The 23588-nt window shown below is 61.1% G+C and carries 21 protein-coding genes and 1 pseudogene; 14 read left to right on the forward strand and 8 right to left on the reverse strand.

What is annotated here, in order from left to right; translation table 11 throughout:
* Positions 1 to 873 (forward strand): IS3 family transposase (locus tag P0D96_RS42880; RefSeq protein ID WP_408319981.1); only part of this gene is annotated, 873 nt, incomplete at its 5' end.
* Positions 874 to 2653: 1780 nt separating this feature from the next.
* Here P0D96_RS42880 and P0D96_RS42885 read toward each other — a convergent pair.
* The 3 genes from P0D96_RS42885 to P0D96_RS42895 form a co-directional block, all read right to left on the reverse strand.
* The gene (locus tag P0D96_RS42885; RefSeq protein ID WP_408319983.1) at positions 2654 to 3724 is read right to left on the reverse strand and encodes an IS110 family RNA-guided transposase; all 1071 of its coding nucleotides are present in this window, start codon (positions 3722 to 3724) and stop codon (positions 2654 to 2656) included.
* Positions 3725 to 4343: 619 nt separating this feature from the next.
* Positions 4344 to 5423, reverse strand: coding sequence for a hypothetical protein (locus P0D96_RS42890; RefSeq protein WP_408319985.1), 1080 nt, complete (start codon positions 5421 to 5423; stop codon positions 4344 to 4346).
* A gap of 466 nt (positions 5424 to 5889) precedes the next feature.
* The gene (locus P0D96_RS42895; RefSeq protein ID WP_408319987.1) at positions 5890 to 6174 is read right to left on the reverse strand and encodes a hypothetical protein; all 285 of its coding nucleotides are present in this window, start codon (positions 6172 to 6174) and stop codon (positions 5890 to 5892) included.
* 884 nt (positions 6175 to 7058) lie between these two features.
* Between P0D96_RS42895 and P0D96_RS42900 the strand changes: the two genes are divergently transcribed.
* The 4 genes from P0D96_RS42900 to P0D96_RS42915 are packed head-to-tail and all read left to right on the forward strand — an operon-like array spanning position 7059 to position 11628.
* Positions 7059 to 7610 carry a hypothetical protein gene (locus P0D96_RS42900; protein WP_408319989.1) on the forward strand — a complete coding sequence of 184 codons (552 nt, stop codon included), beginning with the start codon at positions 7059 to 7061 and terminating at the stop codon, positions 7608 to 7610.
* Positions 7564 to 8277 carry an ABC transporter ATP-binding protein gene (locus P0D96_RS42905; RefSeq protein ID WP_408319991.1) on the forward strand — a complete coding sequence of 238 codons (714 nt, stop codon included), beginning with the start codon at positions 7564 to 7566 and terminating at the stop codon, positions 8275 to 8277. The genes P0D96_RS42900 and P0D96_RS42905 overlap by 47 nt, the downstream gene beginning before the upstream one ends.
* Positions 8270 to 8965 carry an ABC transporter ATP-binding protein gene (locus tag P0D96_RS42910; protein WP_408319993.1) on the forward strand — a complete coding sequence of 232 codons (696 nt, stop codon included), beginning with the start codon at positions 8270 to 8272 and terminating at the stop codon, positions 8963 to 8965. Before P0D96_RS42905 ends, P0D96_RS42910 begins: the two co-directional genes overlap by 8 nt.
* A complete protein-coding gene (locus P0D96_RS42915) occupies positions 8962 to 11628 on the forward strand; it encodes an ABC transporter permease (protein ID WP_408319995.1) in 2667 nt (888 codons plus the stop codon). The genes P0D96_RS42910 and P0D96_RS42915 overlap by 4 nt, the downstream gene beginning before the upstream one ends.
* Positions 11629 to 12282: 654 nt before the next feature.
* On the opposite strand, the gene P0D96_RS42920 is transcribed toward P0D96_RS42915, so the two are convergent.
* From P0D96_RS42920 to P0D96_RS42930, 3 genes are all read right to left on the reverse strand, one after another.
* Entirely contained in the window at positions 12283 to 12534 is a 252-nt protein-coding gene (locus P0D96_RS42920; protein ID WP_408319997.1) for a hypothetical protein, read from the reverse strand.
* A gap of 745 nt (positions 12535 to 13279) precedes the next feature.
* On the reverse strand, positions 13280 to 14089 hold the full coding sequence (locus P0D96_RS42925; protein ID WP_408319999.1) for a DUF6675 family protein: 810 nt from the start codon (positions 14087 to 14089) through the stop codon (positions 13280 to 13282).
* Positions 14086 to 14322 (reverse strand): hypothetical protein, encoded by a 237-nt coding sequence (locus P0D96_RS42930; protein ID WP_408320001.1) that lies wholly within the window; start codon positions 14320 to 14322, stop codon positions 14086 to 14088. The genes P0D96_RS42925 and P0D96_RS42930 overlap by 4 nt, the downstream gene beginning before the upstream one ends.
* A gap of 807 nt (positions 14323 to 15129) precedes the next feature.
* Here P0D96_RS42930 and P0D96_RS42935 point away from each other — a divergent pair.
* Complete coding sequence (locus P0D96_RS42935) at positions 15130 to 15471, forward strand: integrase core domain-containing protein (protein WP_408320003.1); 342 nt, start codon at positions 15130 to 15132, stop codon at positions 15469 to 15471.
* A gap of 174 nt (positions 15472 to 15645) precedes the next feature.
* Here the strand turns inward: P0D96_RS42935 and P0D96_RS42940 are convergent.
* A pseudogene (locus tag P0D96_RS42940) lies at positions 15646 to 15810 on the reverse strand (transposase); the annotation flags it as partial.
* Between P0D96_RS42940 and P0D96_RS42945 the strand changes: the two are divergent.
* Positions 15784 to 16050, forward strand: a complete 267-nt coding sequence (locus tag P0D96_RS42945) for a hypothetical protein (protein WP_408320005.1) — start codon at positions 15784 to 15786, stop codon at positions 16048 to 16050. The pseudogene P0D96_RS42940 and the gene P0D96_RS42945 sit on opposite strands and share 27 nt — an antisense overlap.
* A gap of 7 nt (positions 16051 to 16057) precedes the next feature.
* Here the strand turns inward: P0D96_RS42945 and P0D96_RS42950 are convergent, their stop codons facing one another.
* Entirely contained in the window at positions 16058 to 17056 is a 999-nt protein-coding gene (locus tag P0D96_RS42950) for an AraC family transcriptional regulator (RefSeq protein ID WP_408320007.1), read from the reverse strand.
* Positions 17057 to 17197: 141 nt separating this feature from the next.
* On the opposite strand from P0D96_RS42950, the gene P0D96_RS42955 reads away from it, so the two are divergent.
* The 7 genes from P0D96_RS42955 (at position 17198) to P0D96_RS42985 (ending at position 23540) form a co-directional block, all read left to right on the forward strand.
* Positions 17198 to 17605, forward strand: a complete 408-nt coding sequence (locus P0D96_RS42955) for a carboxymuconolactone decarboxylase family protein (protein ID WP_408320009.1) — start codon at positions 17198 to 17200, stop codon at positions 17603 to 17605.
* A 39-nt stretch (positions 17606 to 17644) separates the two neighbouring features.
* Positions 17645 to 18700 carry a beta-keto acid cleavage family enzyme gene (locus P0D96_RS42960; RefSeq protein WP_408320011.1) on the forward strand — a complete coding sequence of 352 codons (1056 nt, stop codon included), beginning with the start codon at positions 17645 to 17647 and terminating at the stop codon, positions 18698 to 18700.
* 82 nt (positions 18701 to 18782) lie between these two features.
* Positions 18783 to 20057, forward strand: a complete 1275-nt coding sequence (locus tag P0D96_RS42965) for an MFS transporter (RefSeq protein WP_408320013.1) — start codon at positions 18783 to 18785, stop codon at positions 20055 to 20057.
* Positions 20058 to 20208: 151 nt separating this feature from the next.
* Entirely contained in the window at positions 20209 to 20442 is a 234-nt protein-coding gene (locus P0D96_RS42970) for a DUF1289 domain-containing protein (protein ID WP_408320015.1), read from the forward strand.
* A complete protein-coding gene (locus P0D96_RS42975) occupies positions 20439 to 22079 on the forward strand; it encodes a 3-(methylthio)propionyl-CoA ligase (RefSeq protein ID WP_408320017.1) in 1641 nt (546 codons plus the stop codon). The genes P0D96_RS42970 and P0D96_RS42975 overlap by 4 nt, the downstream gene beginning before the upstream one ends.
* A 76-nt stretch (positions 22080 to 22155) precedes the next feature.
* Positions 22156 to 23280 carry a porin gene (locus P0D96_RS42980; RefSeq protein WP_408320019.1) on the forward strand — a complete coding sequence of 375 codons (1125 nt, stop codon included), beginning with the start codon at positions 22156 to 22158 and terminating at the stop codon, positions 23278 to 23280.
* 122 nt (positions 23281 to 23402) lie between these two features.
* Positions 23403 to 23540 carry a hypothetical protein gene (locus tag P0D96_RS42985; protein ID WP_408183349.1) on the forward strand — a complete coding sequence of 46 codons (138 nt, stop codon included), beginning with the start codon at positions 23403 to 23405 and terminating at the stop codon, positions 23538 to 23540.
* Positions 23541 to 23588 lie beyond the last annotated feature (48 nt).

Here is a 23588-nt window from a genome sequence, read left to right on the forward strand (position 1 = left end):
GTGGTAACTCATTTGCAACAGGAGGCCGTATCGGTCAGCCACGCATGCCGGCTTTTGCAGGTGAGCCGCTCTGGCTACTATGCGCACCGGAGCGCCGCGCCGAGCGCGAAGAGGCTACAGGAACAGACCCACGTCAAGGCAGCATTCGCCGCAAGCGGCGCGAGCTATGGTAGTCGCCGCGTGATGCATGCACTGCGGGAGCAAGGACTACGAATCGGTCGTTACCGGGTGCGTACGGTGATGCGCGAAGCGAGCCTGCGCACGAGCTGGAAGCGCAAGTTCGTCTCGACCACCGACAGCAGGCACACGCTACCTGTGGCAGAGAACGTGCTCGACCGCCAGTTTGACGTGGCCGAGCCGAATCGCGCATGGGTTTCGGACATCACGTATGTCCGCACGGCGAAGGGCTGGCTCTATCTGGCTGTCGTGCTGGACCTTTACTCGCGCAGGGTCGTCGGCTGGTCAATGGCACCGACTATGCCGGCTGGACTGGTCATGTCGGCATTGACGATGGCGCTGCAGCAGCGCCGGCCAGCGCCGGGACTGGTTTTGCATTCGGATAGGGGCAGCCAGTATGCAAGCGATGAGTACCAGTCCTTGCTGAAGCAGCATCACGTGGTTTGCAGCATGAGCCGCAAGGGAAATTGTTGGGACAATTCGGTGATGGAAAGATTCTTCCTGAACCTGAAAATGGAGCGCGTGTGGCAGCGTCAGTACGCCAACCACGATGAGGCTCGACGCGATATCAACCAGTACATCGTCGCTTTCTACAATCCGGTGCGCTTGCACTCCACGCTGGGCTATCTGTCGCCCGCCGCCTACGAGGCGAAACCGACAGCGAAAGAACCTATCTGCCTGTCCGAAATTAGTTGACCACTACAGTGAACCTGGCCGCCTCACAGTGCGTGCTTACCTCTGATGTAGCCCCGTACGTTTATCTTTTAAAGCGCATGCAGCAAGCTTTCGAGAGGCACTATCGCGAAGGTTAGGCAGCGATGAACGGGAAAGGGCGTTACCGGCCGTGACCGCCTTGGGCTGAATGCCTTGTCTCCAGCCATAAGAGAGTCAGCGTCGGTGAGGCCCCCACGACAAGGTGACTGGCTGGTCACGGCCAACGCGGCGCTGCGGGCGATGGAGGAGGCGCATAGAGACAGAAACTCGCGCTCAGGCCAACGGCGAGAGACACGAAGCGGCATGACATGCGGTGGCACTCGCCGCCGAGCCAGCGCCGCTCAAACTTGCTCCGCATGTTTCGTTTCCGAATGCCATTTCTAACCGTTCTTGACGACCGCGCGCCCTGCGTCTGTGGCGGTCCTGCCTCGTCGATCAAGGGATTGCTGGACACGAAATTGATCTGTCAAGGGCACCGGGAAGTGAACGAGCGTGTCGCTCCTGCAGCGCGTAATCCCAGTTTGTCGCGGCGAAAGACGGCGACCGGCCGATGAGTGCACGGCCTGAGAACCAGCGCAACTGTTCGATGAGCCAGCGCTTGTTTGCCTTGGCTTCTACCTCGACTCCCTAGCATCAGTCGCGTCGTCTGTCGAGCGCAAGGCAGCCTTGGCTGTGACCGCAGCCCCGCATCGTGGTCGCGCAATTCCGCATCGACTGCATCGAAAGCCTTTTTCAGCACCTTCTGACCGGGCTTCGTAGTCTTGCGGCAGTCTGAAATGATTTCCGCCTCGCTCTTGACCCGCTTGATCAGCTTCGCAGCGTAGCGGCTATCGAGTGTCGCCTCGCGGACGAATGTGCTGATCCGCATCGTCAATGCCGCCAGCGTTCCTTCGGACGTTTCGTTTTAGTCGCCGACATCGTCGGACAGGGATTTCTTGCTCATGAGCGTTCCCCCGGCTACGCCCCGCGCTCGCCACCGGCGGTGCCGAATCGGCTGCGTATGGCTTCCAATCAAAGGTTGAGGACATACGCCTGGTCCGGCGCCGTGATTGGTGAGACCTGCGGTGGGAGGCGACAATGACTACGTCTCGGACCTTACTATGAAAAAGACTAGCAGCCAGGTATGCAGAATGGATTGGCTGTCGCCATATAAATGTTCTCGGGAACGGCGGCCCACAGCTGGAAATGCGATGAGTAGGGGATGCCCCGTTTTGGACTCAGGTCAATCGTATGATCAACGAAGGCCCAAGGTGATCATCAACATTGCCGGAAGCGAATTTGCGCGACGTTGGCGGTCATTCTGCCCGCGATCAGCGAGCGTCCGCAGCACGCCGAGAAATGGACGTTCGATATCTAAGGGTGAAGGGCAGTTGCGGGTCGATGCTGTTTGCAAGGACTTCCCTCGAAAGTCAAGATCGGGGTGAGATTGGTTGGCGCCGGCAAATGCACGGCACCGACGTGCTGGTGGTCCAGTTGGTTGGGCAGCCATGTCATTTCTCCTTTGTCAGCTCAGGCTCGCGCTTCGAAGCAATACCAGGAACAGACTGCGTCTTTGCAAACGGCCTTGTTGCCCGAGACGTATCGGGCGGGCCACGATATGAGCCGCACAGGAGAACCCTATTTGAAAACCGGCGAACAGGCATGAGGCGCCAGGCCTCATGCGGTAATGACTCGCCAACAGAATCGTCGGGTTCTTCTCCCGTTCGGTCCGACCTCGTCTTGCTATCGCGTCGAGCAGTAGTTGAATCTCAGGCTAACCGGGTCATGCTGTAGCGGGTGGTAACGGCGGATGTACCGGATGGCGTTGCCACGCGTCGGCATCGTAACGTTCGTTTTTTGCAAGCATCGCCCACAACATCCGGGCATGCTTGTTGGCAATCGCAATCAGCGTCTTGTGATATCCCTTGCGTTCGTGGAGCTGTCTGATCCACCGTTGTAGCCGGCTTGCGTGCGTGGGGTCCGCACGCAGCGCCGACTGCAACGTACTTCGGGCGCCCTGAACGAGCAGCGTGCGCAGATAGACGTTGCCGCGCAAACTGATATGTCCAAGCCGCGTCTTGCCTCCTGAGCTGTGCTGTCGCGGCGTCAGGCCCAGCCAGGCGCCGAACTGCCGCCCGTTTCTGAAGACCTTCGCATCGGGCACCGTGGCGGCCAGCGCACTCGATGTTACCGGACCGACGCCGAGCAGTTCGCCGGCGCGTTTGGCGACATCGCTGTTTCTGGCGTGAGCGGCGATCTGCTGGTCGCAGCGAGCAAGCCTCAGGTTCAGCGCGACCAGTTGTTCGCGCACCTCGAGCAACATGCAGTGCACCGGATCAGGCAGTCTGACGTCGTCGATCAATGTGGGCAACGCGCCAAGAAAGCGGTCTGCTGAACGTGCAATCACCACGCCAAATTCAGCCAGCAATCCGCGCGTGCGATTAAGCAGCGAGGTACGTTCCTCCTGCCAGCCTTGACGTACGCTGTGCCAGGCGAGAATGGCCTGCTGGTCGACAGACTTGATTGCCACAAAGCGCATGGTTGGCTGCCGTGCGGCGACAGCGATTGCTTCAGCATCGGCTGCGTCGTTCTTGCCGCCGGGCCGGAAAGGCTTGACGAATTCGGCTGGAATGAGGCGAGCGATATGACCGCGGGCGGAAAACCAGCGTCCCCAGTGGTGAGAGGAGCCGCAGGCCTCCATTGCCACGCGGCACCGAGGCAGTTGCTCAGCCCACCGCATGAATGCTTCACGTCGCAGCACGCGTCGCTGCAACACGGCACCGGTAGCATCAAGCACGCAGACCGCGAAGATGTCCTTTGCCAGGTCAATGCCGACGGTAGTAAGCTGGTCCATGACTTCCCCCTCCTGTTCCGATTGATGGATGGCACCTCAATCATGGCACTTGATGCCTGCGACTTCAGCGTCGCACCGGGACGGGGAAGTCCCTCACATTTGAAAAAGTCTCGGCAGATGGCTAGCGCACCGCCGGCCAGAAAATCGACCTCTCAGATCGGTCTACAAGCCGTTCGCGGGCCCCGGTTAAGGGTAAAGCGACCCATGAAAACCTCGCTATGTAGACCGTCGCCGACTTTTTCAACGGCATCGGCCAGAACCCGTCGTTCACATGCGTCGTCGGTCGGACGTTCAGGCGTCGGCTCCGCCCCGGTAACCGGGCGTCCGCTTGTCAAAGACGAGCGCTCCTTCATCGGCCTTTGCGGAGGTTCGCAAGCCATCTTGTCCCGCGCTTGGTGAAGGGATGCTCACGAGCGGAAGTTGAGACCGGAGACCGGAGCCCACTCGGAGCAGGCGGTCGAGTTCCTTGAATCGATACCCGATTGCGTCGCGCAATGGCCCAAGCGTATCCAAGCGCTGCGCTCGCCTCGAGCGAGTCATCTGATACGACAGGAGGTCCGAGTCGGCTGTCCATCCAGCGCACTGCATCGCGTGCGCCAAATGGACAGCAGCGGGCCGGCTACTGGCCTACAAAGATCATTCCGTGCGGGGAGCCCATTCCAGCGTAAACCGGTGTCATTGCCCCCGTCGAAGTGTCGAGTTGCAAAAGCGTGCCTTGGCCGGAGGCGTACGCCGTTCCGGCCGTAAAGCCGGCGCTTGCATCGATCCGGTAGATCAACTGGGTTTTATTGTCCGACAGCAACATGAACGAACTGCCTGAAGGCGCCCAACGCGTGTCATCCACCGGTGCAGCGTTGCCCGACAACGTAAGCGGCAACACGCTCACCGACTGACTCGCACCGGGGTTTTTCAGGAACACGAGTTCGGCGTCAGCCTGACTATCGACCACCACGTTGCCGGCCGGGTCGATCGCCATCGAATCCGGATCGGTCGTGTTAAGCGTGACTTGCGTGTTCGTCCCAATATTCGTCGCCGTCGCGTTGCCCATCAGAGCGGGCGTCAGATGGAACGTCTTGTTGTCCGGATTCAGGGTGACGGTGTAAAGGGACGGCACCGAACTCACGCCTTTAGGTGCCGCTGCAGTAGCGGCTCCCAATGTGGGATGCGATGCAGACACATACACCACCCCATTGAGCTTCTTCATGTCGTCGAGTCCGCCGCCATGTGCCGGCGCAACGTCGGGCGCGAGCGTTGTCTGGGTATTGGCCGTAGTATCGATAACGACCAGAAGCGGGTTGGCGTCTTCATTGGTGCTGACCCACACCGTGTGCGAATCGAACTCCATGATGCCGTCCGGGTGCCCCGGTATGTTGAACGTCTTGACGACATTGCCGTTCAGGTCGTACTCGATCACCTGACTCTGCGGCGACGTACCGGCGACGGTTGTTCCGTCCGGATTGTCATTACTGTCTTGCGCAATGGCGAAGATGTTGCTGCCATGCTGGACGAGATCGTCGGGCAGGAGCGTGCCGGGCGCCTTGGCAAAAACCGAAATCTTGTAGCCTGACTGAGCGGCGGTCACCGAAGCGGGGACAGGTATAGCCGCCGGTGTGACGGCGGGCGTCGATGAGCCGTTGCCACCGCATGCGGATAGCGTTGCAACGAGACTCGACAGGATCACTAATTTTTTCTGGTTCATATGCATTTCGAGTGTGAAAGATTCCAAGCAAGCGCGGCGGGAAGCCGCGTCTTGTCAGAGCCGGGGGTTGGAAGCGGGTGCGAATGCCCGCGGTCACCTCAACTTGCGTATTCGTCGCCGACTGCGCGCCGATACCGTCTATCAACGCGCCGTTCAACACGGTACCGCCGAGCGAGTCTATCTTTGCAGTCCGCGCAATTCTGGAGCAACACTGAATTGCTCGATCGCCAGCAGCACCTGATTTACACCGAAGGCTTGTACCGCTTGGCTGACACGACGGTGTGCCGAGGGAGATACGAACTTTTTATGACGCCGCGTATCGTCTGTTGACTAGGTGCAACGCATTCAGTTCCGACAGACGAAAACGCCAATCCAGTGAACGCGCGCAGACGACAGCGCGTCATACACTGACGGGTATGCCGTGAAATAATTAAAACGGCCCGCCGTGCGGCGACCCTCCTCGACGTTACGGAGTGCTCGCGTATGCATATCGTGCGGCATCGCTGAGCGCCTGCCAGTCGAATCCTTCGAGCAACACCGCGAGCTGCAGCGAGTACAGCGGCGCATTGCCCGCGTCCATCGGCCATCCCCGGGCGTCATTCGTTATAGTCGTCTGCGTCTGCGTCTGCGTCTGCTCGGGCGCACTTATGGGAATGCGGTTTGATGTGACGGCCTGATCGATGGCAACGAGGGCAGTCAGGGTGGTGATGGCAAGAACGGTTCGGGTAGTGGCAGTAATGTGACGCAACATGTCAGGCCTCCATTCAAAAAAGGAAGTGAGCGAATTGCTTTCGGTTCATCATCAGGATAAGAGGCCCAAGCTTATCGTCAGCTTAATAGCTGTAGGTTTGTTTCACTACCGTCGGTGAGACGGGCGAAATCCTGCCTTCGTGAATGACCGCTACGGCCGATGAAGGGCGTCTGTCTTTGACAATCGGATGGCCGAATACGGGGGCGGACCCGACGCCTGAATGTCAGACCGACGACGCAATGTTCGGCGGGTTGTGGCTATGGCCGGTACGTCTGCCAGGAGAATCACTTGTGCTGCGGCTTGGCACTCCGAAGGTTATTGGGCTCACCGGTGATCACACTGACCGTAACCGGCCGGAGAGGGGGCGCCGCCACCCGCTCTGGACGTTCGACCGCGTGTCACCTCAATGGCGGCTCTCAGGTCATCCAGCGGTCGTCCATCTTTTCGAGTCTGGCGGCAAGTCTTCCGCAGTCATTCAACCGCCACAGCACTTGTCGGTCAGGCGCCTTGGCAGGAGTCGGTCACGCGGCCATTCAAGCATGCGGTCTCGACAGCCGGTTTCGCGAGCGGCGACACGAAAAGCGATGCGACGCTCTTCATAACAAACAGAAAGTTGCTATAGATCGAGTTACCGCTTCGACACGCGGCTTTGGCTTCTCGGCCAGTGTGAACGTCTGCAGATAGCCGAACCTTGCCCCACGTCCAACTGACGTGGAGGAGCTAGATAAGTGTTTCCTAAGCTTCGCGGACTATGGTGTAGGTAGTTCGATGCATGCGAACCAGTCGTTTTCCTTCAGGAAGAGTCGCGCTGCACGGATGTGAAGCAGGGAGGGATCGTGATACCGCATCTGACCCGTCAGCGCTTACTGCGGAGCTCGGCCATTATGCTGGCGTTCGCCGGCTCGCCCTGCACGCTGCAAGCCGCCGAAAGCGTCTTGGCGACAACCGGTCAGGCTGCCACGCCCGAAAAGAATCCGCCGGGCGACATTCCGGACACGCAAGTCTTCATAACCTATCAGTCTCCGGCAGGCTTTTCCCTCAAAGTGCCCGAAGGTTGGGCGCGCACGGAACGCCGCGACGGGACGCGCTTTGCCGATAAGTACAACGTCGTCGAGATCAGTGTTGCACCTGCTGCGAGCGCGCCTACGGTATCGTCCGTTACTGCGCGCGAAGCCGCCGAACTCGCCAGGACCGGGCATGCAATCAGGATCGGTGCCATCAAAAACGTATGGCTACGCAGCGGGGCAGCCGTGCTGCTTACCTACACGTCGAATTCCGAACCGAACCCGGTCACGAACAAGCAAGTTCGTCTCGAGCATCACCGGTATTTAATCTATCGCGGCGGCACACTCGCTACGCTCGACCTCTCTGCACCGTTTGGAGCCGACAATGCTGATCAATGGGACCTCATGGCCAATTCGTTCCAATGGCGCTGATCTGCCTCGGCTTGAAGCGTTCGAACTCTACCGGTTTTATCACAGCGGAGACGACGAGACCGCCGCGCTACGGGGCGTCTCACTGCAACTGTGCGCAGGCGAATTCGTGGCGTTGCTGGGACCCTCCGGCAGCGGCAAGTCAACGCTCCTCGCGTGTCTTGCGGGGCTGGAGGAACCGGACGGCGGCCATGTCGACGTGATGGGTCAACGCCTGTCGCGCCGGCCCGAAGCGGTGCGTGCGGCCTTGCGGGCCCGCCACATCGGCATGCTGATGCAGTCTGCCAACCTGTTCGGGCATCTCACCGTCGAGGGCAACATGACGCTGCAGATGTTGCTCGCTGGCACGAAAGATCGCGTCAAACTCGATGCGCTGCTCGATATGACAGGCCTGGCCGCGCGACGCCGCGCGTATCTGTCGCAGTTGTCCGGCGGCGAAGCGGCGCGTGCCGGGCTCGCAGTGGCGCTCTCGGCCGGGCATCAGGTGCTCCTTGCGGACGAGCCCACCGCCGAAGTCGATGCGGCAACCGAAGCTGTGATCGTGAGTCATCTGGTCGAGCGATGTCACGGCAACGGCGGGATGGCGCTGATCGCGACGCATAGCGATGCACTGGCTGCGCGCGCCGACCGCGTGCTCGTCATCCGCGATGGGAGGCTCGTCGATGCGTGAGGTGCTCATCGAAGCCCAATCACTCAACCGCACCTACGGGCACGCCGAGACGCAAGTCGTGGCGCTCGCCACGGCCAGCTTCGTCCTCCATCGAGGTGATCGCATCGCGCTGGCGGGCCGCTCGGGGAGCGGCAAGACCACGTTGCTGCACCTGATGGCAGCGCTCGATACCCCGACGAGCGGCACGATCGATTGGCCCGCGCTTGGTGCGCGCGAGACGTTGCTGCCCGGAAAGATCTCGTTCGTGTTCCAGACGCCGAGCCTGCTCGAGCCGCTGACGGTGAGCGAAAACGTTGCGTTGCCGCTCCTGATGGCCGATGCGGCTGATCCCGGCGATCGCGCAAGCGATGTCGAGGGCGCGGTGTCCGCTGCCCTTGCCAGGTTCGGTCTCGAGGCGCTTGCGCAGAAATTGCCGGAGGAACTTTCGGGCGGGCAGATGCAGCGCGTGGCGATGGCGCGCGCTGCGGCCGGACGACCGCTCGTCATTCTCGCTGACGAGCCCACGGGCCAGCTCGATCAGGCCACCGGTCAGGCCTTGCTCGATGCACTCGTCGCGCATCTTGCGAGCACACCGACGGCGCTCGTCATCGCCACTCACGATCCGGCGGTTTCAGCACGGATGAACACGCTCTGGCGCATGGAGCGCGGCGTGCTCACCGAAGCCGGGCCGACAGCGAGGCAGCCATGATCGGCCTGTGGCTTATCGGACTGGTCAGGCAGCGCGGGGGCCGGCTCGCGGGCATGTCGGGTGGCGTCGCGGTGACGGTCGCGCTGGTCGCATCGCTTGGCGCTTTCATCGCGCAAAGCACCGCTTCGATGACACAGCGCGCGAGCGCCAGCCTGCCCGTGGATTGGCAGGTGCAACCAGGACCGGCGACGACCGGCGCACTTTCGATCGCGCAGGCGGCAGCAGCCGTCGCAAAGGCCGCGCGCGTCACGAAACAGCAAGCTGTCGGTTATGCCGATGTCGATGGCTTCGAAGCTACCACGGGAGAAAGCGTACAGACGACCGGACAGGGCAAGGTGCTCGGTCTTGAAAGCACGTACTTTCGGGACTTTCCAGCTCAGGTTCGGCTGCTGCTGGGCAGTCTGGATGGCGTTCTGATTGCGCAGCAGACGGCCGCGAACCTGCATGTGACCATCGGTGATACGGTGAGCATTCGTCATCCAGGCGTGGCTGCGGCCGGTGTGCGGATCGCCGGCATCGTCGATCTGCCGAATGCCGATGCGATGTTTCAGGCGATCGGCGTCGCGCCTCGCGCAGCGCCGCAAGCGCCTCCGGATAATGTGCTTCTGCTTCCGATGGAAGCGTGGCAACACCTGTTCGGCGCAGAGGCGGCAGCCGGAGCGCGAGGATTGCGCACCCAGCTTCACGTCGCACTCGCGCATGACGATCTTCCGGGGGATCCTGAAGCCGCCGTTGCGCAGGTGCAGGGCGCCGCAAGAAATCTTGAGGCGCGCATCGCGGGCACTGCGCTCGTTGCCGACAACCTCGCCGCGCGGCTCGACGGCGTGCGCAGCGACGCACTTTACGCAAAGGTCCTGTTTCTGTTTCTGGGCGCACCCGGCGCGCTTCTCGGCGCGTTTCTGACGATCGGAGTCGTTGCGGCAGGTTCCGGACGGCGACGCCGGGATCAGGCACTCCTGCGAATCCGTGGCGCATCGCGCGCCCAGATCATGAAGCTGGCGGCGGTCGAAGCGATGTGCGTTGGCGTCGGCGGTACGCTTGGTGGGTTGGTCCTTGCCGTGTTGTTGTCGCGTCTGTTTCTCGGCGCTGGCTATTTTGGGGCTTCGTCGATGGGCTGGGTCGCCTGCGCGGCCATAGCGGGCGTCGTGCTGGCGAGTGCGGCGATTCTCGTGGCAGCATGGATCAGTGCAAGCACGACGTCCGTCACGAGCGCCCGCCGGATGACGGGTTCCGCGCGACCGCGCCTCTGGCAACGGGTCTACCTCGATCTCGTCCTGCTCGCACTGTCGGCCATCATCTTCTGGCGGACCTGGAGCACCGGGTATCAGGTCGTGCTGGCTCCCGAAGGCACGCCGTCATCGTCGGTCGATTACGTCGCCTTTCTCGCGCCTATCCTTGCCTGGGCAGGATGTGGCCTGCTGACCATCAGGCTCGGTCTCGCGGGATTGCGGCGCGGGCGCGGCGCGCTCGCCATCTGGCTTCGTCCGCTTGCGCATTCGCTTGCCGGCGTGGCCGCGGCGGCGATGAGCCGGGAGCGCAATCGAATGACGCAGGGCATCGCGCTAATCGCGCTGGCGTTCGCGTTCGCGACATCCACGGCCGTGTTCAACGCAACCTATAACGCGCAGGCGCGCGTGGACGCGGAACTCACGAACGGCGCAGACGTGACGGCGACCGGGACTTCGCAGGCGCCCGCGTCAGCCAAATTCGCCGAACTTGCTGCGTTGCCCGGAGTCAGCGCCGCCCAGCAGATGCAGCACCGTTTCGCCTACGTGGGCACGGACCTGCAAGACCTGTATGGAATCGACGCCCGCCACATCGGACAAGCGACGCGCATGGCAGACGCCTATTTCGAAGGCGGCAATGCGCAAAGATCGCTCGACTTGCTCGCGCAATATCCGGACGGCATCCTCGTGTCCGAAGAGACTGTGAAGGACTATCAACTGCACCCGGGCGACGAGATCAACCTTCGCCTTCAGAACGCAAGCGACCATCAATATCATGTGGTGCCGTTTCGTTTTGTTGGCGTCGTGCGCGAATTCCCGACCGCGCCGCGCGACTCATTCCTCGTCGCGAATGCCCGGTACATCGCGCGGCAAACCGGGACGAACGCGGCGGAAATCGTGTTGCTGAGGACAACGGCGCCGCCTGAGCAGGTGGCCGTGGCCGCGCGCGCCACGGTTGCGCCGTTTGGGGCAGTCAAGGTCACCGACATCGGGCAGGCGCAGCGCGTGATCAATTCGAGCCTGACGGCCGTCGATTTGCGCGGGCTCACGCAACTCGAACTCGGGGCCGCGGCGTTGATGGTCGCCGGCGCAACCGGACTCATCATTGCGCTGGGTTTCTTCGATCGGCGGCGCACGTTTGCGATTCTGACCGCGCTCGGTGCCAGGCCGCGTCAGCTTGGTGCGTTCTTGTGGAGCGAGGCGCTCGCGCTCCTGTTGGGCGGGGCGGCCATCGGAACGCTGACGGGCTTTGCACTGGTGTGGATGCTGGTCAAGCTGCTGACCGGTGTGTTCGATCCTCCGCCCGAGCGCCTCACTGTGCCCTGGTTCTATCTGGCTTTCCTGATCGGAGTGGCGGGGTTGTCAGTCGCGATAGCGGTGATCGCGGCTTTTCGCGAGACGCGCGAGTCTGCTGTCCAGCGCATGCGTGAGCTCTGACACAACGAGCATGCATGCTCGACGGCTCACGCCCCGCACGGCGCCGCCTCGATCCGCGTTGCCTTGCAGCGTTTGAAACGAGAGAGGGAAAGCACGCGCTCCCCCAAAACAATTGGTAGCCTCAGCAAGGCGTATCGCAAGCGATCGCAGCGCCGGGGTTATGGCTTCCTCTGTTATTGGCCGAGACGCAGCGGCTTCTAGTCATGATGTTAGCCAGCATCAGTGCGGCAGCGAGACTGCCGCAAACCTGTCAGCTCACTACCGCCGTCGACGGTCGCTGTTCGTTTAGGGTTGTTCGAAGCCTGCCATCGTCCGCAGGGATGTGAATGCGCGACCGCGCTTCGCTGGCAGGCGTCGAACGAGCCTCGATGGAGGAAACCGCGGAGTGGCCCGATGCGGTCGGCGTGCTGGATGCTATGGCGATTGATAGGCCGGGATGGCCAGCAATGTTGGTGAATGCGTGGTGCGGTGGGATTCTGGATGCGCGCTGACGCAATGATGAAGCGGTGCAGTGGTGCAGTGGTGCAGTGGTGCAATTGTGGCGGTAAAACGGACGTGCGAGGGACTTCGCGAGGCGACAGGCGCAGACGTCCGCTCGTGGGCCCCGTTGCCGCAAAGCCGACGGTCGGGTTGGAGGTGCAGGAAGCGTTACGCTCATGTCTCGCCTCGTCGCATGGGTGATGCGCGAAGGGGCGCCGTGCGTTCGAGCATCTCAATGACGATCATTTGCGCACCGCAGTGCCGGCAGACGAAGACCGGAGCGACGGCAATCTCGCTATTGCCCGTGTCGAACGACCGGTGGACGAACACACTGCTACTAACGGGTGAACTGGCTTGCGCAAAAGCCGTCGGTCCGATCGACATCATGGCTGCGCCCACCGCCGCACTCACGGTAATATTGTGCATGAGCACACCGGCATTACGGGCTGTCGGACGTGCTTTCAACTTACGTCTCCTTCAATACACGTGCGGTTCGCAACCGCTTGCAGCGGGCAGCCGTTTTACCGCTGGGTACGCTGGCTCAAAAAATTGAACCAACGTCGGGGGTGCCGGGCAAGCGGGGAGAAATACAAAGCGCTGCTGGGGAAAAGGCCAGACCAGACCGGATAAGTCTAGTCCTAGTTATGGAGAAGAAGGTTTCATGCTGGATTACAGGTGTTACTCAATTTAACTGATCGATGAATCGCGCCGGGAATTCTCCAGGTGTGGTGCGAATTGCCTGCTGCCCACTGCCGAAACAGCGTTTGAAAATGAAGCTGGCTCGTCCGACAAATCGTCGGTCGCCGTCGCTTCGTCAAATGGCAACTCATTGCTCATCGGCAGACGTTCGCCAGCTGACTGTGAAGGACCGTTCCTGGGCCGGGTGCTGCCGTACGTAGAGAACAGCGGCCGATACGCCCCGTTAGCGCGAACTGCTCGTGGTCGGACGTGGGAACTCAATAGCCCTTGGTCAGAAAATGGGTGGGAGAAAATGAGTTCGCATAAGCGGGGATTATTGTGAACTACCGACAGATTTCGACCCAGACGAACAACACCGGGAAATGTGAGACCGCACATCGCGCCCGCGGCCGCGTCCTGCAGGAAAGCGCGAGAGAGCGCCGCAGCAGGTGTTTGGCGCATTGACGAGGGTCCTGTTGCGTCACGTCCCAAGTCATCGAACGGCCGGTGGTTCCGCGTCGGTCGGGACGCCGGCCAGGTACCGGAACAGTGCCAGCGCCCGGTTCGCCGTAGAAGCCTCGTGCCCGCTCGCAATGGAACTGCTGGCTTGCCGGTCGATGCGCGCAAGAATATACAGCCCCCATACGTCGTTCGTCTGGCGCTGTGCGAACACCACCGTCTGCAGCGCAGCAGGCTGAAACAGTGTCAGTCCGAAGGCACGGACCGGCGACACATTTTCCTCGGCCAGCGCCATCCGCTGCGGGCTGTGCTTCAGCACCCGCATCCGGTACACCAGGGGGCCAGAGCGGCTGTCGCGCACCCAGAAGTACAAGGTTCGACCGGCTTGCAGTTCGGACGGACGGAAATCACCCCGCCGTTCCCCGCCCTCGACGGGTCCGGCCAGCGCTGCGGCATCCAGGAACAAGGGACGCCACGTCTTGTCCGTTGTGGACCAGTAGCGCATGCTGCGCAGGGCGGAGACCGCCCCGGCACGTGCCAACAGCGTCTCGGGACCGCCAGCGACGTGGACCAGCCCTGCGACCGCGACGACAACCCGGGAGCGGGACGCGGCAGGCCATCCGGTACACGAGGACGGCCGCCACACACTCGCATCGAGCTCCTCGGCGCCCAGGATCGCCATTGCTGGTTGCACGCCCAGCGACGCGTAGGCCGGCACCGGCGGTGTCCCGCACGGCGGCGTTGGCAACGGGGTTGCCACGGCGAAGCCGGCGGCAGCCGCCAGCGGCGCACAGCGGGCGGCTGCCTTCAGGTAATACGAACCGCGAGGACGCGCAACGTTCATCTGGGCTTGCCTCCCAGCAGCGGCTCGGTCAGGAACTTGACGACGCAAATCGATGCGGCTCCGTTGAAATACCTCGGCGCGACGTAGCGACGCATCAAGGGGTGAAAGATCCCAAAGCCTACATCCGAGATCGACCGGGCAAGTCGTTCGTTCGCCGGCATCCCTTTGACGTTCAGGTCCTCGATAACCACCGCTTGGTTCTCGCGGCAGAGCCGAGTCGTGAGCTTGTGCATGAAATCCAATTTGAGGTGCGCGATGCGTGGGCAGCCTTGCCAAGGATACAGTTGTCTTCATCTATTGACGACGGCGAAAGCGATTCCTTTCTCGTCTGTCTGCAGTGGTCGAACGTGACGCTTCGTTGCGGGTCGACAGGCCTTGTAAAGCGGACGGGAAGCTGGGTATTCGTACTTTCCGTGAATTTTCTGGCGTTTTGAACGAAAAATCAATTTCAGATCAACGAGTTGAAAATCCGTCAAGTTGCAAAAGCCTGAGGCCGCAGAGCCTTGCTACAAGCGGTTTCTTACCCCGCTACCGCCAGATTTTGCACGGATCGAACGAATACCCAAGCTTACTCATCTGTTTGCCCTGTGCGCGTCAAAATGCTGAGCCTAATCCATCTACCTTCAAATTTTCACCAGAGCCCGCGCCTTCATCCTCTGCCACTGTTTTGTTTTTGACGCTTTCGCCTAGCCCCAGTACTCATCGCGATGCACGACGGTGCTTCGAACCGAACAGCTTGGTCGAAAACTGTTTCAAGCATGAAATAGGGGGATGAACAAGGTACGCGCTAATACGCTGCAGAGCATTAGCGCGTTTAGGCACAGTTCCGGGTTGTACACAGTTGGACCGCTGACGATCCGATGTTTCTGGAGTGCCGGCGGACCAACTGTAGATAATCAGAGCTGTTGCAGGAAGGCAAGCACGCTGTCGGTGGGCTTGAACCTAAGTGAAGTTGCGTCTGTGGGCCCGAGCTTCTCAAGGGCTCGCTCCTTTGTTGCCAAGTCGGCGTCGATGTAAATGTGCGTGGTCTCGATACTCTCGTGACCGAGCCAGAGGGCGACGCGGGCCGCGGGTTGTCGCTGCGCATGGATCACGGTTCGCAATACACCTCGGACGACTTCCGCGACCAGATCAGGTTCTGGGGCATCGCGCCGAGCTACGCCTTCGTCGCCGAGCCACAGACCAACGGCGTCGCCGAGCGATTCAACCGGACAATGAAAGAACAGGCTATCCATGGGCGCATCTTCAGAAGCCTGGCCGACGTTCGTGCTGCCGCCATCGCGTTCAAGGATCGATACAATCGCGACTGGCGTCTTGAAAAGCTGGGCTTCAAATCACCCCTCGAAGCCCGTCAGGAGAGGCTAATGAAGCTGGCCGCCTGAGCAAAAGCGTGTCCAAACAACCGGAGCCGGTACACCATCTGCAGAACCCGTTTTTTCAGGTGTCAGGCTTATTCCTTTGTCCGCTTGTTACTAGCGTCGGGAACGCTGTTGAATATGCGCTCCAAAGCTTTGCGTCTTGCTTGCTGCGGCGCTCGTTGTCAATTCACACACGTTTCACGCTTTGCGTAAAGCTTTTCGCGCCATCCACAGGTTACTCAGCGTAAACGGCGTTGTGATCTGGGCGGTATTCTTCATCAAGCTGCGGTACCGCGTCTTCGTGTAGCCAAACTGGTGCTTCAGGACGCGAAACGGATGCTCGACCCCGGCACGGATGCCAGCGTTCAGGCGCTCGATCTGGTCGAATATCGCATCCGGTCAATCACTCAGGTCCAGTTGCCGGCGCTTGCCGGGTCGCATCGCAACGTGCCAGCGAACTGCGCTACGCTCACAACGCTTTTCAATGCCCTGGTAGCAGGTCGGCGTACGCATCCGCTCCTTCGCCGTGAACAGCGCTTCGGCCACGTTGATGCCGGCCAGATGAACTTGCGGACCAAAGCGACGCATCGCCGGCCCGTGTGATGCTTTGCTATTGATTTCTACCGCGCCACGTCGAAACGCTGCAGCCGAAGCGGCCGCCGAACCACCGGGAGAAAGCACTCAGCGACGAGAAGCCAAGCAGCGTTGCGACGTCGGACAGCGGACGATCGCGGCTGTCGACGTACCGTATCACCAACTCGACCCGTACCGCGTCGACAATCGACGAATAGCTGGCGCCGCAATGCGCGAGGTGACGATGCACTGTCCTACGATCCACGCCCAGATGTTGCGCCACCCGATCAACCGAACATTCACATGACGGCAACAACGCCAAGACCAGCTTCTGTACCTTGTCGGCCATGGTTGCATTGGACTGCACGAGCATCGAATCCAGATAGCGGCGCACCAGGTGCGCCATGACCGGGTCATAGGTTGGAATCGCAGCGTCGAGATCCGATGCGACACACACGATGCCGTCGAAATCCCGCTTGAACTCGAGGGGGGCGCCGAACACCCGTGCGTGCATGGCGATGCTCGCCGGAGCATCGTGCGTGAAGCAGATGCTGCGCGGCTTCCAGGCGGGGCCAAGAATCATGCTCAGCAACCGGTATAGGACGCCTAGCACCAGCTCAACTGCCTGGCGCACTGAGCCAGCCGGCAAGCCCATTATGTCTTGCCGGATGATGGCGATGCCTTCCGTTTCCTCGATGCGCATATGGAGGGCTTCGTTATGGAGTCGCAGGTAGTGCGCCGTCGATTCGAGCGCCTTGCGTAGCGTTGGCTGTTCCTGCACAGCGAAGCCGAGCGGGCCAAGGTTCGAGAGCTGCCGGGTCTCGGCCATCCGCAGCCCGAAATCCTCGATAGCCGCGGCCTGCGCCGACATCTCCAGCAGGCGTCCCACCGCATCGGCCGGAATCATGATGTCAGGGTCCAGCAATGCCGACCGATTGATCCCGGCGGCTCTTAATTGCTGGTACGGCTCCAGGCCCACCGATCGCGCGACCTCGACGTAGTTGGTAAGACTCGCGCTACGCAGCAGGTAGGACATCGTCGCCTCTCAAGGGTGTCCCGAAATGTAAATCTATTGTCCCGGAATGTCAAATCGGCATTCCCAGATCGCCGATACTTGGTTCTACGCGTACGGCACACGAGTGTCCCGCGCCCTTCCAACGAGTCAAGGAGGCGAGCCATGAGAAACGAGACGAGCGCCAGCGCTACCCCAATCTGCGATCAACTGCGCGCCAGCGGTAACTGGAATCCCGCCTGGGACGCCTTTGCCGAACTAGATCCCGCCTGGGCCGAGAAGTTCATGGCGATGGGCATGCACCCGATGCTGTCAGGTGTGCTGGAGCCGAAGGTATTTGAATTCCTCGCCATCGCAGTCGACGCGTCTTGCACGCATATGTACGCCCCGGGCACGCGCCGGCATATCCGCAAGGCACTCGAACTGGGCGCCACCAAGGAAGAAATTGCCGCCGTCCTGCAAGCCATTAGCGTCCTCGGAATCCATTCCTCCAGCATGGGTGCACCGATTCTATTGGAAGAACTGGCTGCTATCGAGTCGACAAAAGCGGCTGGCGCGCACGCTGCCGTTTGATTAACACACCCATTTAACGATACACAGAAGAGAACGAATATGCACTTCCTAGACGACTCCCTGCTGCCTGAAAACCAGGAAAAACTCGTGATCCAGGTCGCGCCGTACGGACCGCAATGGATTCCCGCCGATTCCGACGATATCCCGGTGACGATGGATCAGCAGATCCAGAAGGCGGTGGATTGCTATAACGCCGGTGCCACCGTGCTGCATGTGCATGTGCGCGAGGACGACGGCAAGGGCAGCAAGCGACTTTCAAAGTTCAACGAGATGCTCGCGGGACTGCGCGAGGCCGTGCCGAAGATGATCCTGCAGGTCGGCGGCTCGATCTCGTTCGCCCCGGAAAACGAGGGCGAGTCGGCCAAGTGGCTCAACGACGACACACGCCATATGCTGGCCCAACTCGATCCGCGTCCGGACCAGGTGACTGTCGCGATCAATACCAACCAGATGAACGTGATGGAATTGATGACCGAGGCCGATGTTGCCGGCACCTCGCTCACCAACCCCGCGTTGCAGGCCGCCTACCGCGACATGATTGTGCCGTCCAACCCGTCGTGGCATGTCGAGCACATCAGGCGCCTGGTCGCGAGCGGCATTCAGCCCCACCTCATGCTGGGCAACCTGACGCAACTCGAAACAGTCGAGCGCCTGATTCGTCGCGGAGCCTATACCGGCCCGCTGATCCTGAACTATGTCGCCATCGGCGGAGGTGCGGCCGGTTTGCATCCCGCGGACATGATCGAGTTCGTTCGCCGTACGCCGCACGGCGCCGTGCTTACGATCGAAACGCTCAACCGCAACGTGGTGCCGATGAACACGATGGCTATCGCGCTGGGTCTGCACGTGCGCGTGGGTGTCGAGGACACGCTCTTTGGCCCGGACGGCGAACGTGCGACCTCCGTGCAGCAGATCGAAAAGATGGTGCGCATCGCGCGCGAGCTCAATCGCGATATTGCGAGCGGAGACGACGCCCGGCGCATCTATCAGGTCGGCACCCAATGGGGCTGCGCCGACGAGACGCTGACACACCTGGGCATGGCGCCGAACCGGGTGCCGGCAGGAAACGACCGGGCCCCACGCAAGGCTGCCTGACCGGGGATACCGAGGCGTGACGCCGCAACGCACGGCATGGCGCCGCGCTTCGAACCCCAACCCTTTGAGGCATGGAGACGCGATGTTCTGGAAAAAAAGCCCTTCTGCCGTACTGGCGTCGCTATTGGCGATCCATCTGCTGGCCCACATTGACCGAAACATGCTGCTGGGATTCTCGCCGCAGATCATCGGTGATCTCGGACTCAGTAATGCCCAGTACGGCTTTCTGGTCGGCGCGGTGTGGGTGCTGAGTTTCGGCACCATGGCCATGTTCATGGGAACGCTGGCGGACCGGTTCAGCCGTACGCGCGTCATTGCGGCCGGCGTATTGATCTGGAGCGTGTGCACCTGGGCGTCCGGTCATGCTCACAGTTTCGAGCAGATGGTGATGGCGAGATTTTTCGTGGCGAGCGGCGAGGCGGCCCTCGTGCCCGCCGCGGTCGCTCTGCTTGCTGAACTGTTTTCCGAGAAGAGACGAGGCACCGCAATGGGGCTCTTCTTCATGGGCATCCCCCTGGGAATCGGTTGCAGCTTTCTACTTGCTGGCACTGTCGGCGCCACGCGGGGCTGGCGTACGACCTTCGATGCGCTGGGCATCATCGGGATCGGCATCGCGTTGTCGCTGATGCTGTTGAAGGAAGACCGGAGCCAGCTCGCTCATCAGGAACGCGGCGCAGCGTTCCTGCCACAAGTGCTCGCGGCGTTGCGCCTCGTCGGTGGAAACTGCGCGCTGCGCTCCACGATTATTGGCTTCGTGCTGGCACATCTGGTTTTTGCCAGCCTGTCCTTCACTCAGTTGTGGCTTGTCAACGAGCGCGGCATGAACGCGGCCGGGATTGCCACCCGCATCGGTGCGCTGCAACTCCTGTTTGGCACGTTGGGCTCAGTGGTGGGCGGCGTGATAGGCGATCGCCTGGCCGGCAAGTTGCCGGGCGGACAAGCGAGATTCATGGTCCTGCTGGTCGCGACCTGTGCACCCCTGATGATCGTCTGTCGGTTCGTGGCTCCCGACTCGCCGCTGTTCGACGTCGGCATGTGCGCGGGATTCTTCCTGCCGTTGGCGCTGTACGGGCCCGCCAACACCGCCATCATGAGCATGACGCCGCAAAGCATGCGCTCGACGATCTCTGGCTTCACGATGCTGTGCATCAACGTATTCCCGATCGCCATTGGCAACCTGGCCGTAGGCATGGCGGTGGACTACCTGCGCAGGTCGGGCGTCACGGCCCCGTTGACCGGCGTCCTGCTCGCCACGGACGCGGTGGCGATCACGTCGGCGCTGTTCTTCGCAATCGCTGCGCGCGCCTCGGGTCGACAGCCAGTCATTGAGACGGGCGTCCTCCAAGCTGAAAGATGATCACGATGAAAAATCAAGGTCCCAATCTGAAAGGGCAGGTTGCCCTGGTCGCCGGCGCCGGTCGGCAGCCTGAGCGGTGCTATCGCCATCCACCTCGCGAGGGCGGTGACCAACCCGAATGGCGGTTTGGCGATATGACCGGGAGAGCCGCATGAGCCAAAGCGATGAGGTCCGAAACCCGTGCATCAATATTTGCCGAATGGATCATAACGGCACGTTCTGCCAGGGCTGCTGGAGAACGCTGCTGGAGATCGGCCGTTGGGACCAGATGAATGACGAGCACAAGGCCGCCGTCGCGGAATTGCTCGAACACCGTCGAAGCGCGAAGGTGTCACGGCTCGCGTCGCCCGGCGACCCTACTTTAGAGAATGGAGTGCCGCAATGAACGGCTTGATGCTTCAGAAGCAGTTGTTGATTTCCTCGCTCATCGTGCATGCGGATCGCCACCATGGCGACACAGAGATCGTTTCACGTCGGGTAGAGGGCGACATACATCGCTACACCTTTCGCGAATGTCACCGCCGCGCTCGTCAGGTGGCTAGTGCGCTCACCGGCCTCGGCGTAAAGATGTCCGAACGCATCGGCACGCTGGCATGGAACGGCTATCGTCACATGGAGCTTTACTACGGTATTTGCGGCATGGGGGCGGTGATGCACACCGTCAATCCTCGCCTGCACGCGGACCAGGTTGCCTACATCGTCGATCATGCAGAAGACCAGTATCTGTTCTTCGATTTGACCTTCCTGCCCTTGGTCAAGGTCATTGCCGAGCGTTGCAAGACTGTCAAGGCATTCATCGCCATGACCGACCGTCAGCACATGCCACGCAATTCTGGCATTGCCAATCTGCTGTGCTATGAGGACCTGATCGAGGGGAGTTCGTCCACATACGGGTGGCCTGACTTCGACGAGGATAGCGCCTCGACCTTGTGCTACACGTCGGGCACGACAGGCAACCCCAAGGGCGTTCTGTACACCCATCGCTCATCGCTGTTGCACTCGTACGCTGCAGCGCTGCCGGATGCACTGAACTGTTCGGCGCGAGACGTGGTTCTTCCAGTGGTGCCGATGTTCCATGTCAATGCATGGGGCATCCCGTACGTTGCATGCATGGTCGGCGCCAAGCTGGTCTTCCCGGGCCCCGGGCTGGACGGCAAATCTCTGTACGAGCTCTTGGAAGCCGAGCAGGTGACGTTCTCGGCCGGCGTGCCAACGGTCTGGCAGGGCCTGCTGAATTATCTGGAACAAGGCGGCCTGAAGTTCTCCACCATGAAACGCACCCTGATTGGCGGCGCAACGTGTCCTCCAGGAATGCTGCGCGAGTTTCAGGATAGGCACGCCGTAGAGGTGTTACACGCATGGGGAATGACCGAACTGAGTCCGCTCGGCACCGTTAGCGCGATGAAATCCAAACATCTGGCGATGCGCTCTGAAGACTGGCGTGCCGTGCAATCGAGGCAGGGCCGTGCAGTGTTCGGCATCGATATGAAGATCGTCGATGCGAGCGGTCAGGAGTTGGCCTGGGACGGCGTGACTTCAGGTGAACTGCTGGTGCGCGGCCCGTGGGTGGTGCGCAACTACTTCCGCAACGAGGGCGGGAACCCGTTGCAGATCGATGCCGACGGGGATGGCTGGTTCCCGACCGGCGATATCGCGACCATCGACACTGACGGCTTCATGCAGATCACGGATCGCAGCAAGGAAGTGATCAAGTCCGGCGGTGAGTGGATCAGTTCGATCGAAATCGAAAGCATCGCCACCAGCCACCCGGCGATAGCCAGCGCGACGTGCATTGCGGCTAAGCATCCGAAGTGGGACGAGCGGCCATTGCTCCTTGCCGTGAAAAAGCCCGATGCAAAAGTGACCGCAGAGGAGTTGCTCGCGTTCCTCGACGGGAAAATCGCGAAGTGGTGGACACCGGACGCCATCGTATTTGTCGATGCGGTGCCGGTCGGCGCCACGGGCAAGGTACTGAAAAGCAGGCTGCGCGAACAGTATTCGGACTATCTGTTGACGTCATGAGCGGGCAGGCATGACTTCGTGAGCTCGGATTGAACTGATTACGGTTGTTGACGACAAAAATGAAGCAGGAGACGAAATGAAGTTGAAGTGGGTAATGGCGGCCGCGCTGGCTGCTACGGGAAGCTCGGCCTATGCGCAATCTTCGGTGACGCTGTATGGCGTTGTCGACGCGGGCCTGCTCTATCAGAGTACCTCAGCGGCGTCTTTTAGCCCTGCGGCGAAAAACCTTGGCAAGGTTTACCGCTACAAGGATGGCGGGATCTACTCCAGCATCTGGGGCATGAAGGGCACCGAGGATATCGGTGGCGGTTACTCCGTCAATTTCAAGCTGCAGGGCGTCTTCGATAGCGGCACCGGAAAGTTCGGACTGTCCGACACCCCAGGCGTCGCGGCACAGTTTAATCAGGTGGCGAGCGTCGGAATAGCCGCCCCGTTCGGTTCGGTTACCGCGGGGCGCCAGATCGTGCCGATGGCCTACGCGATGGCCGAAACCGACGCCCGCTCGGGACAGTATTTCGGCAGCATCCTGACCGCCTGGATCGGCATGAATACGGCAGCCGGTTGGACGGGCACCAGTACCAACGCAGCGATCGGCGCGCTGTATGACAGCAACGCGATCGTCTACCAGTCGCCCACCTTCGCAGGGGTGAGCGCCGCGCTCGAATATGCGCCCGGCGGCGTCGCAGGAAGTCTTCAGGGTGGCACGCGCGAGTCGGCGGTGTTGAAGTACTCGAACTATGGCTTAAAGCTGTCGGCGGTGTACTACAACGGTCATGACACCAGCCCGGCACCAGGGGCGGTCCCTACCGGGTTCAACAACAACCGCTTCTGGTATCTGGGCGCACTGTACACGATCAAGGGTTTTTCGGTTTCCGCGTCGTACGGCAACGGCAAGAATCCGTCGCACTCGGATCAGGTCAACCTCGACCTGTACTCGTTCGGGCTCGGTTACCGTTTCGCGCCGGCATTCCAGGTGACGAGCGGTCTCTACTACCTGAAGGACAGGAACAACTCGACGAACAAGTCGACCGAAGTCGCCGCGGGCGCCGAATACAGCCTGTCCAAGGCCACGCTGGTGTATGGGCAGGTGGGTTACATGAACAACCGGGGCACCATGACCCAGACGATCACCTACGGCCAGCCGGTCGCGCCCGGTATGGGAACGACCGCGGTCATGATGGGCCTGCGCCACTATTTCTGATGGACCTACGGCTGCTCGCGGATATTCGTATGAGAGCCGGTCTCCAGCGCGGACGCTTCGTTCCCTCTGGACCCGGAGCTTTGAGTCGAAGCGCAAGCCAGTAGCAACCTGCAAGTAATGAGATGAAGTTTCTAACTACCTTCGGCGCAATCGGCGTCATCGCCTTGGCCACCTGGCTTTTCGTACAGGCTATCGAGCACAGTCACGAAGTTTCGCTTCCGGTCACGCTCACCGCGGTTAAGGACCTTGTCGAGCGCTAACTGAGCGGAGCATGGAGCCACGTAACCTGCCCGATGCAGCAACGCAGG

It is taken from the genome of Paraburkholderia sp. RL17-347-BIC-D (genome assembly GCF_046027915.1).
Taxonomy (GTDB): domain Bacteria; phylum Pseudomonadota; class Gammaproteobacteria; order Burkholderiales; family Burkholderiaceae; genus Paraburkholderia.

Bases quoted from the DNA above. Each gene is read 5' to 3' on its own strand.
- P0D96_RS42885 (WP_408319983.1), bottom strand. From the start codon at position 3,724: ATGGACCAGCTTACTACCGTCGGCATTGACCTGGCAAAGGACATCTTC.
- P0D96_RS42890 (WP_408319985.1), bottom strand. From the start codon at position 5,423: ATGAACCAGAAAAAATTAGTGATCCTGTCGAGTCTCGTTGCAACGCTA.
- P0D96_RS42895 (WP_408319987.1), bottom strand. From the start codon at position 6,174: ATGTTGCGTCACATTACTGCCACTACCCGAACCGTTCTTGCCATCACC.
- P0D96_RS42900 (WP_408319989.1), top strand. From the start codon at position 7,059: ATGCTGGCGTTCGCCGGCTCGCCCTGCACGCTGCAAGCCGCCGAAAGC.
- P0D96_RS42905 (WP_408319991.1), top strand. From the start codon at position 7,564: ATGCTGATCAATGGGACCTCATGGCCAATTCGTTCCAATGGCGCTGAT.
- P0D96_RS42910 (WP_408319993.1), top strand. From the start codon at position 8,270: ATGCGTGAGGTGCTCATCGAAGCCCAATCACTCAACCGCACCTACGGG.
- P0D96_RS42915 (WP_408319995.1), top strand. From the start codon at position 8,962: ATGATCGGCCTGTGGCTTATCGGACTGGTCAGGCAGCGCGGGGGCCGG.
- P0D96_RS42920 (WP_408319997.1), bottom strand. From the start codon at position 12,534: ATGCACAATATTACCGTGAGTGCGGCGGTGGGCGCAGCCATGATGTCG.
- P0D96_RS42925 (WP_408319999.1), bottom strand. From the start codon at position 14,089: ATGAACGTTGCGCGTCCTCGCGGTTCGTATTACCTGAAGGCAGCCGCC.
- P0D96_RS42930 (WP_408320001.1), bottom strand. From the start codon at position 14,322: ATGCACAAGCTCACGACTCGGCTCTGCCGCGAGAACCAAGCGGTGGTT.
- P0D96_RS42945 (WP_408320005.1), top strand. From the start codon at position 15,784: ATGCTCGACCCCGGCACGGATGCCAGCGTTCAGGCGCTCGATCTGGTC.
- P0D96_RS42950 (WP_408320007.1), bottom strand. From the start codon at position 17,056: ATGTCCTACCTGCTGCGTAGCGCGAGTCTTACCAACTACGTCGAGGTC.
- P0D96_RS42955 (WP_408320009.1), top strand. From the start codon at position 17,198: ATGAGAAACGAGACGAGCGCCAGCGCTACCCCAATCTGCGATCAACTG.
- P0D96_RS42960 (WP_408320011.1), top strand. From the start codon at position 17,645: ATGCACTTCCTAGACGACTCCCTGCTGCCTGAAAACCAGGAAAAACTC.
- P0D96_RS42965 (WP_408320013.1), top strand. From the start codon at position 18,783: ATGTTCTGGAAAAAAAGCCCTTCTGCCGTACTGGCGTCGCTATTGGCG.
- P0D96_RS42970 (WP_408320015.1), top strand. From the start codon at position 20,209: ATGAGCCAAAGCGATGAGGTCCGAAACCCGTGCATCAATATTTGCCGA.
- P0D96_RS42975 (WP_408320017.1), top strand. From the start codon at position 20,439: ATGAACGGCTTGATGCTTCAGAAGCAGTTGTTGATTTCCTCGCTCATC.
- P0D96_RS42980 (WP_408320019.1), top strand. From the start codon at position 22,156: ATGAAGTTGAAGTGGGTAATGGCGGCCGCGCTGGCTGCTACGGGAAGC.
- P0D96_RS42985 (WP_408183349.1), top strand. From the start codon at position 23,403: ATGAAGTTTCTAACTACCTTCGGCGCAATCGGCGTCATCGCCTTGGCC.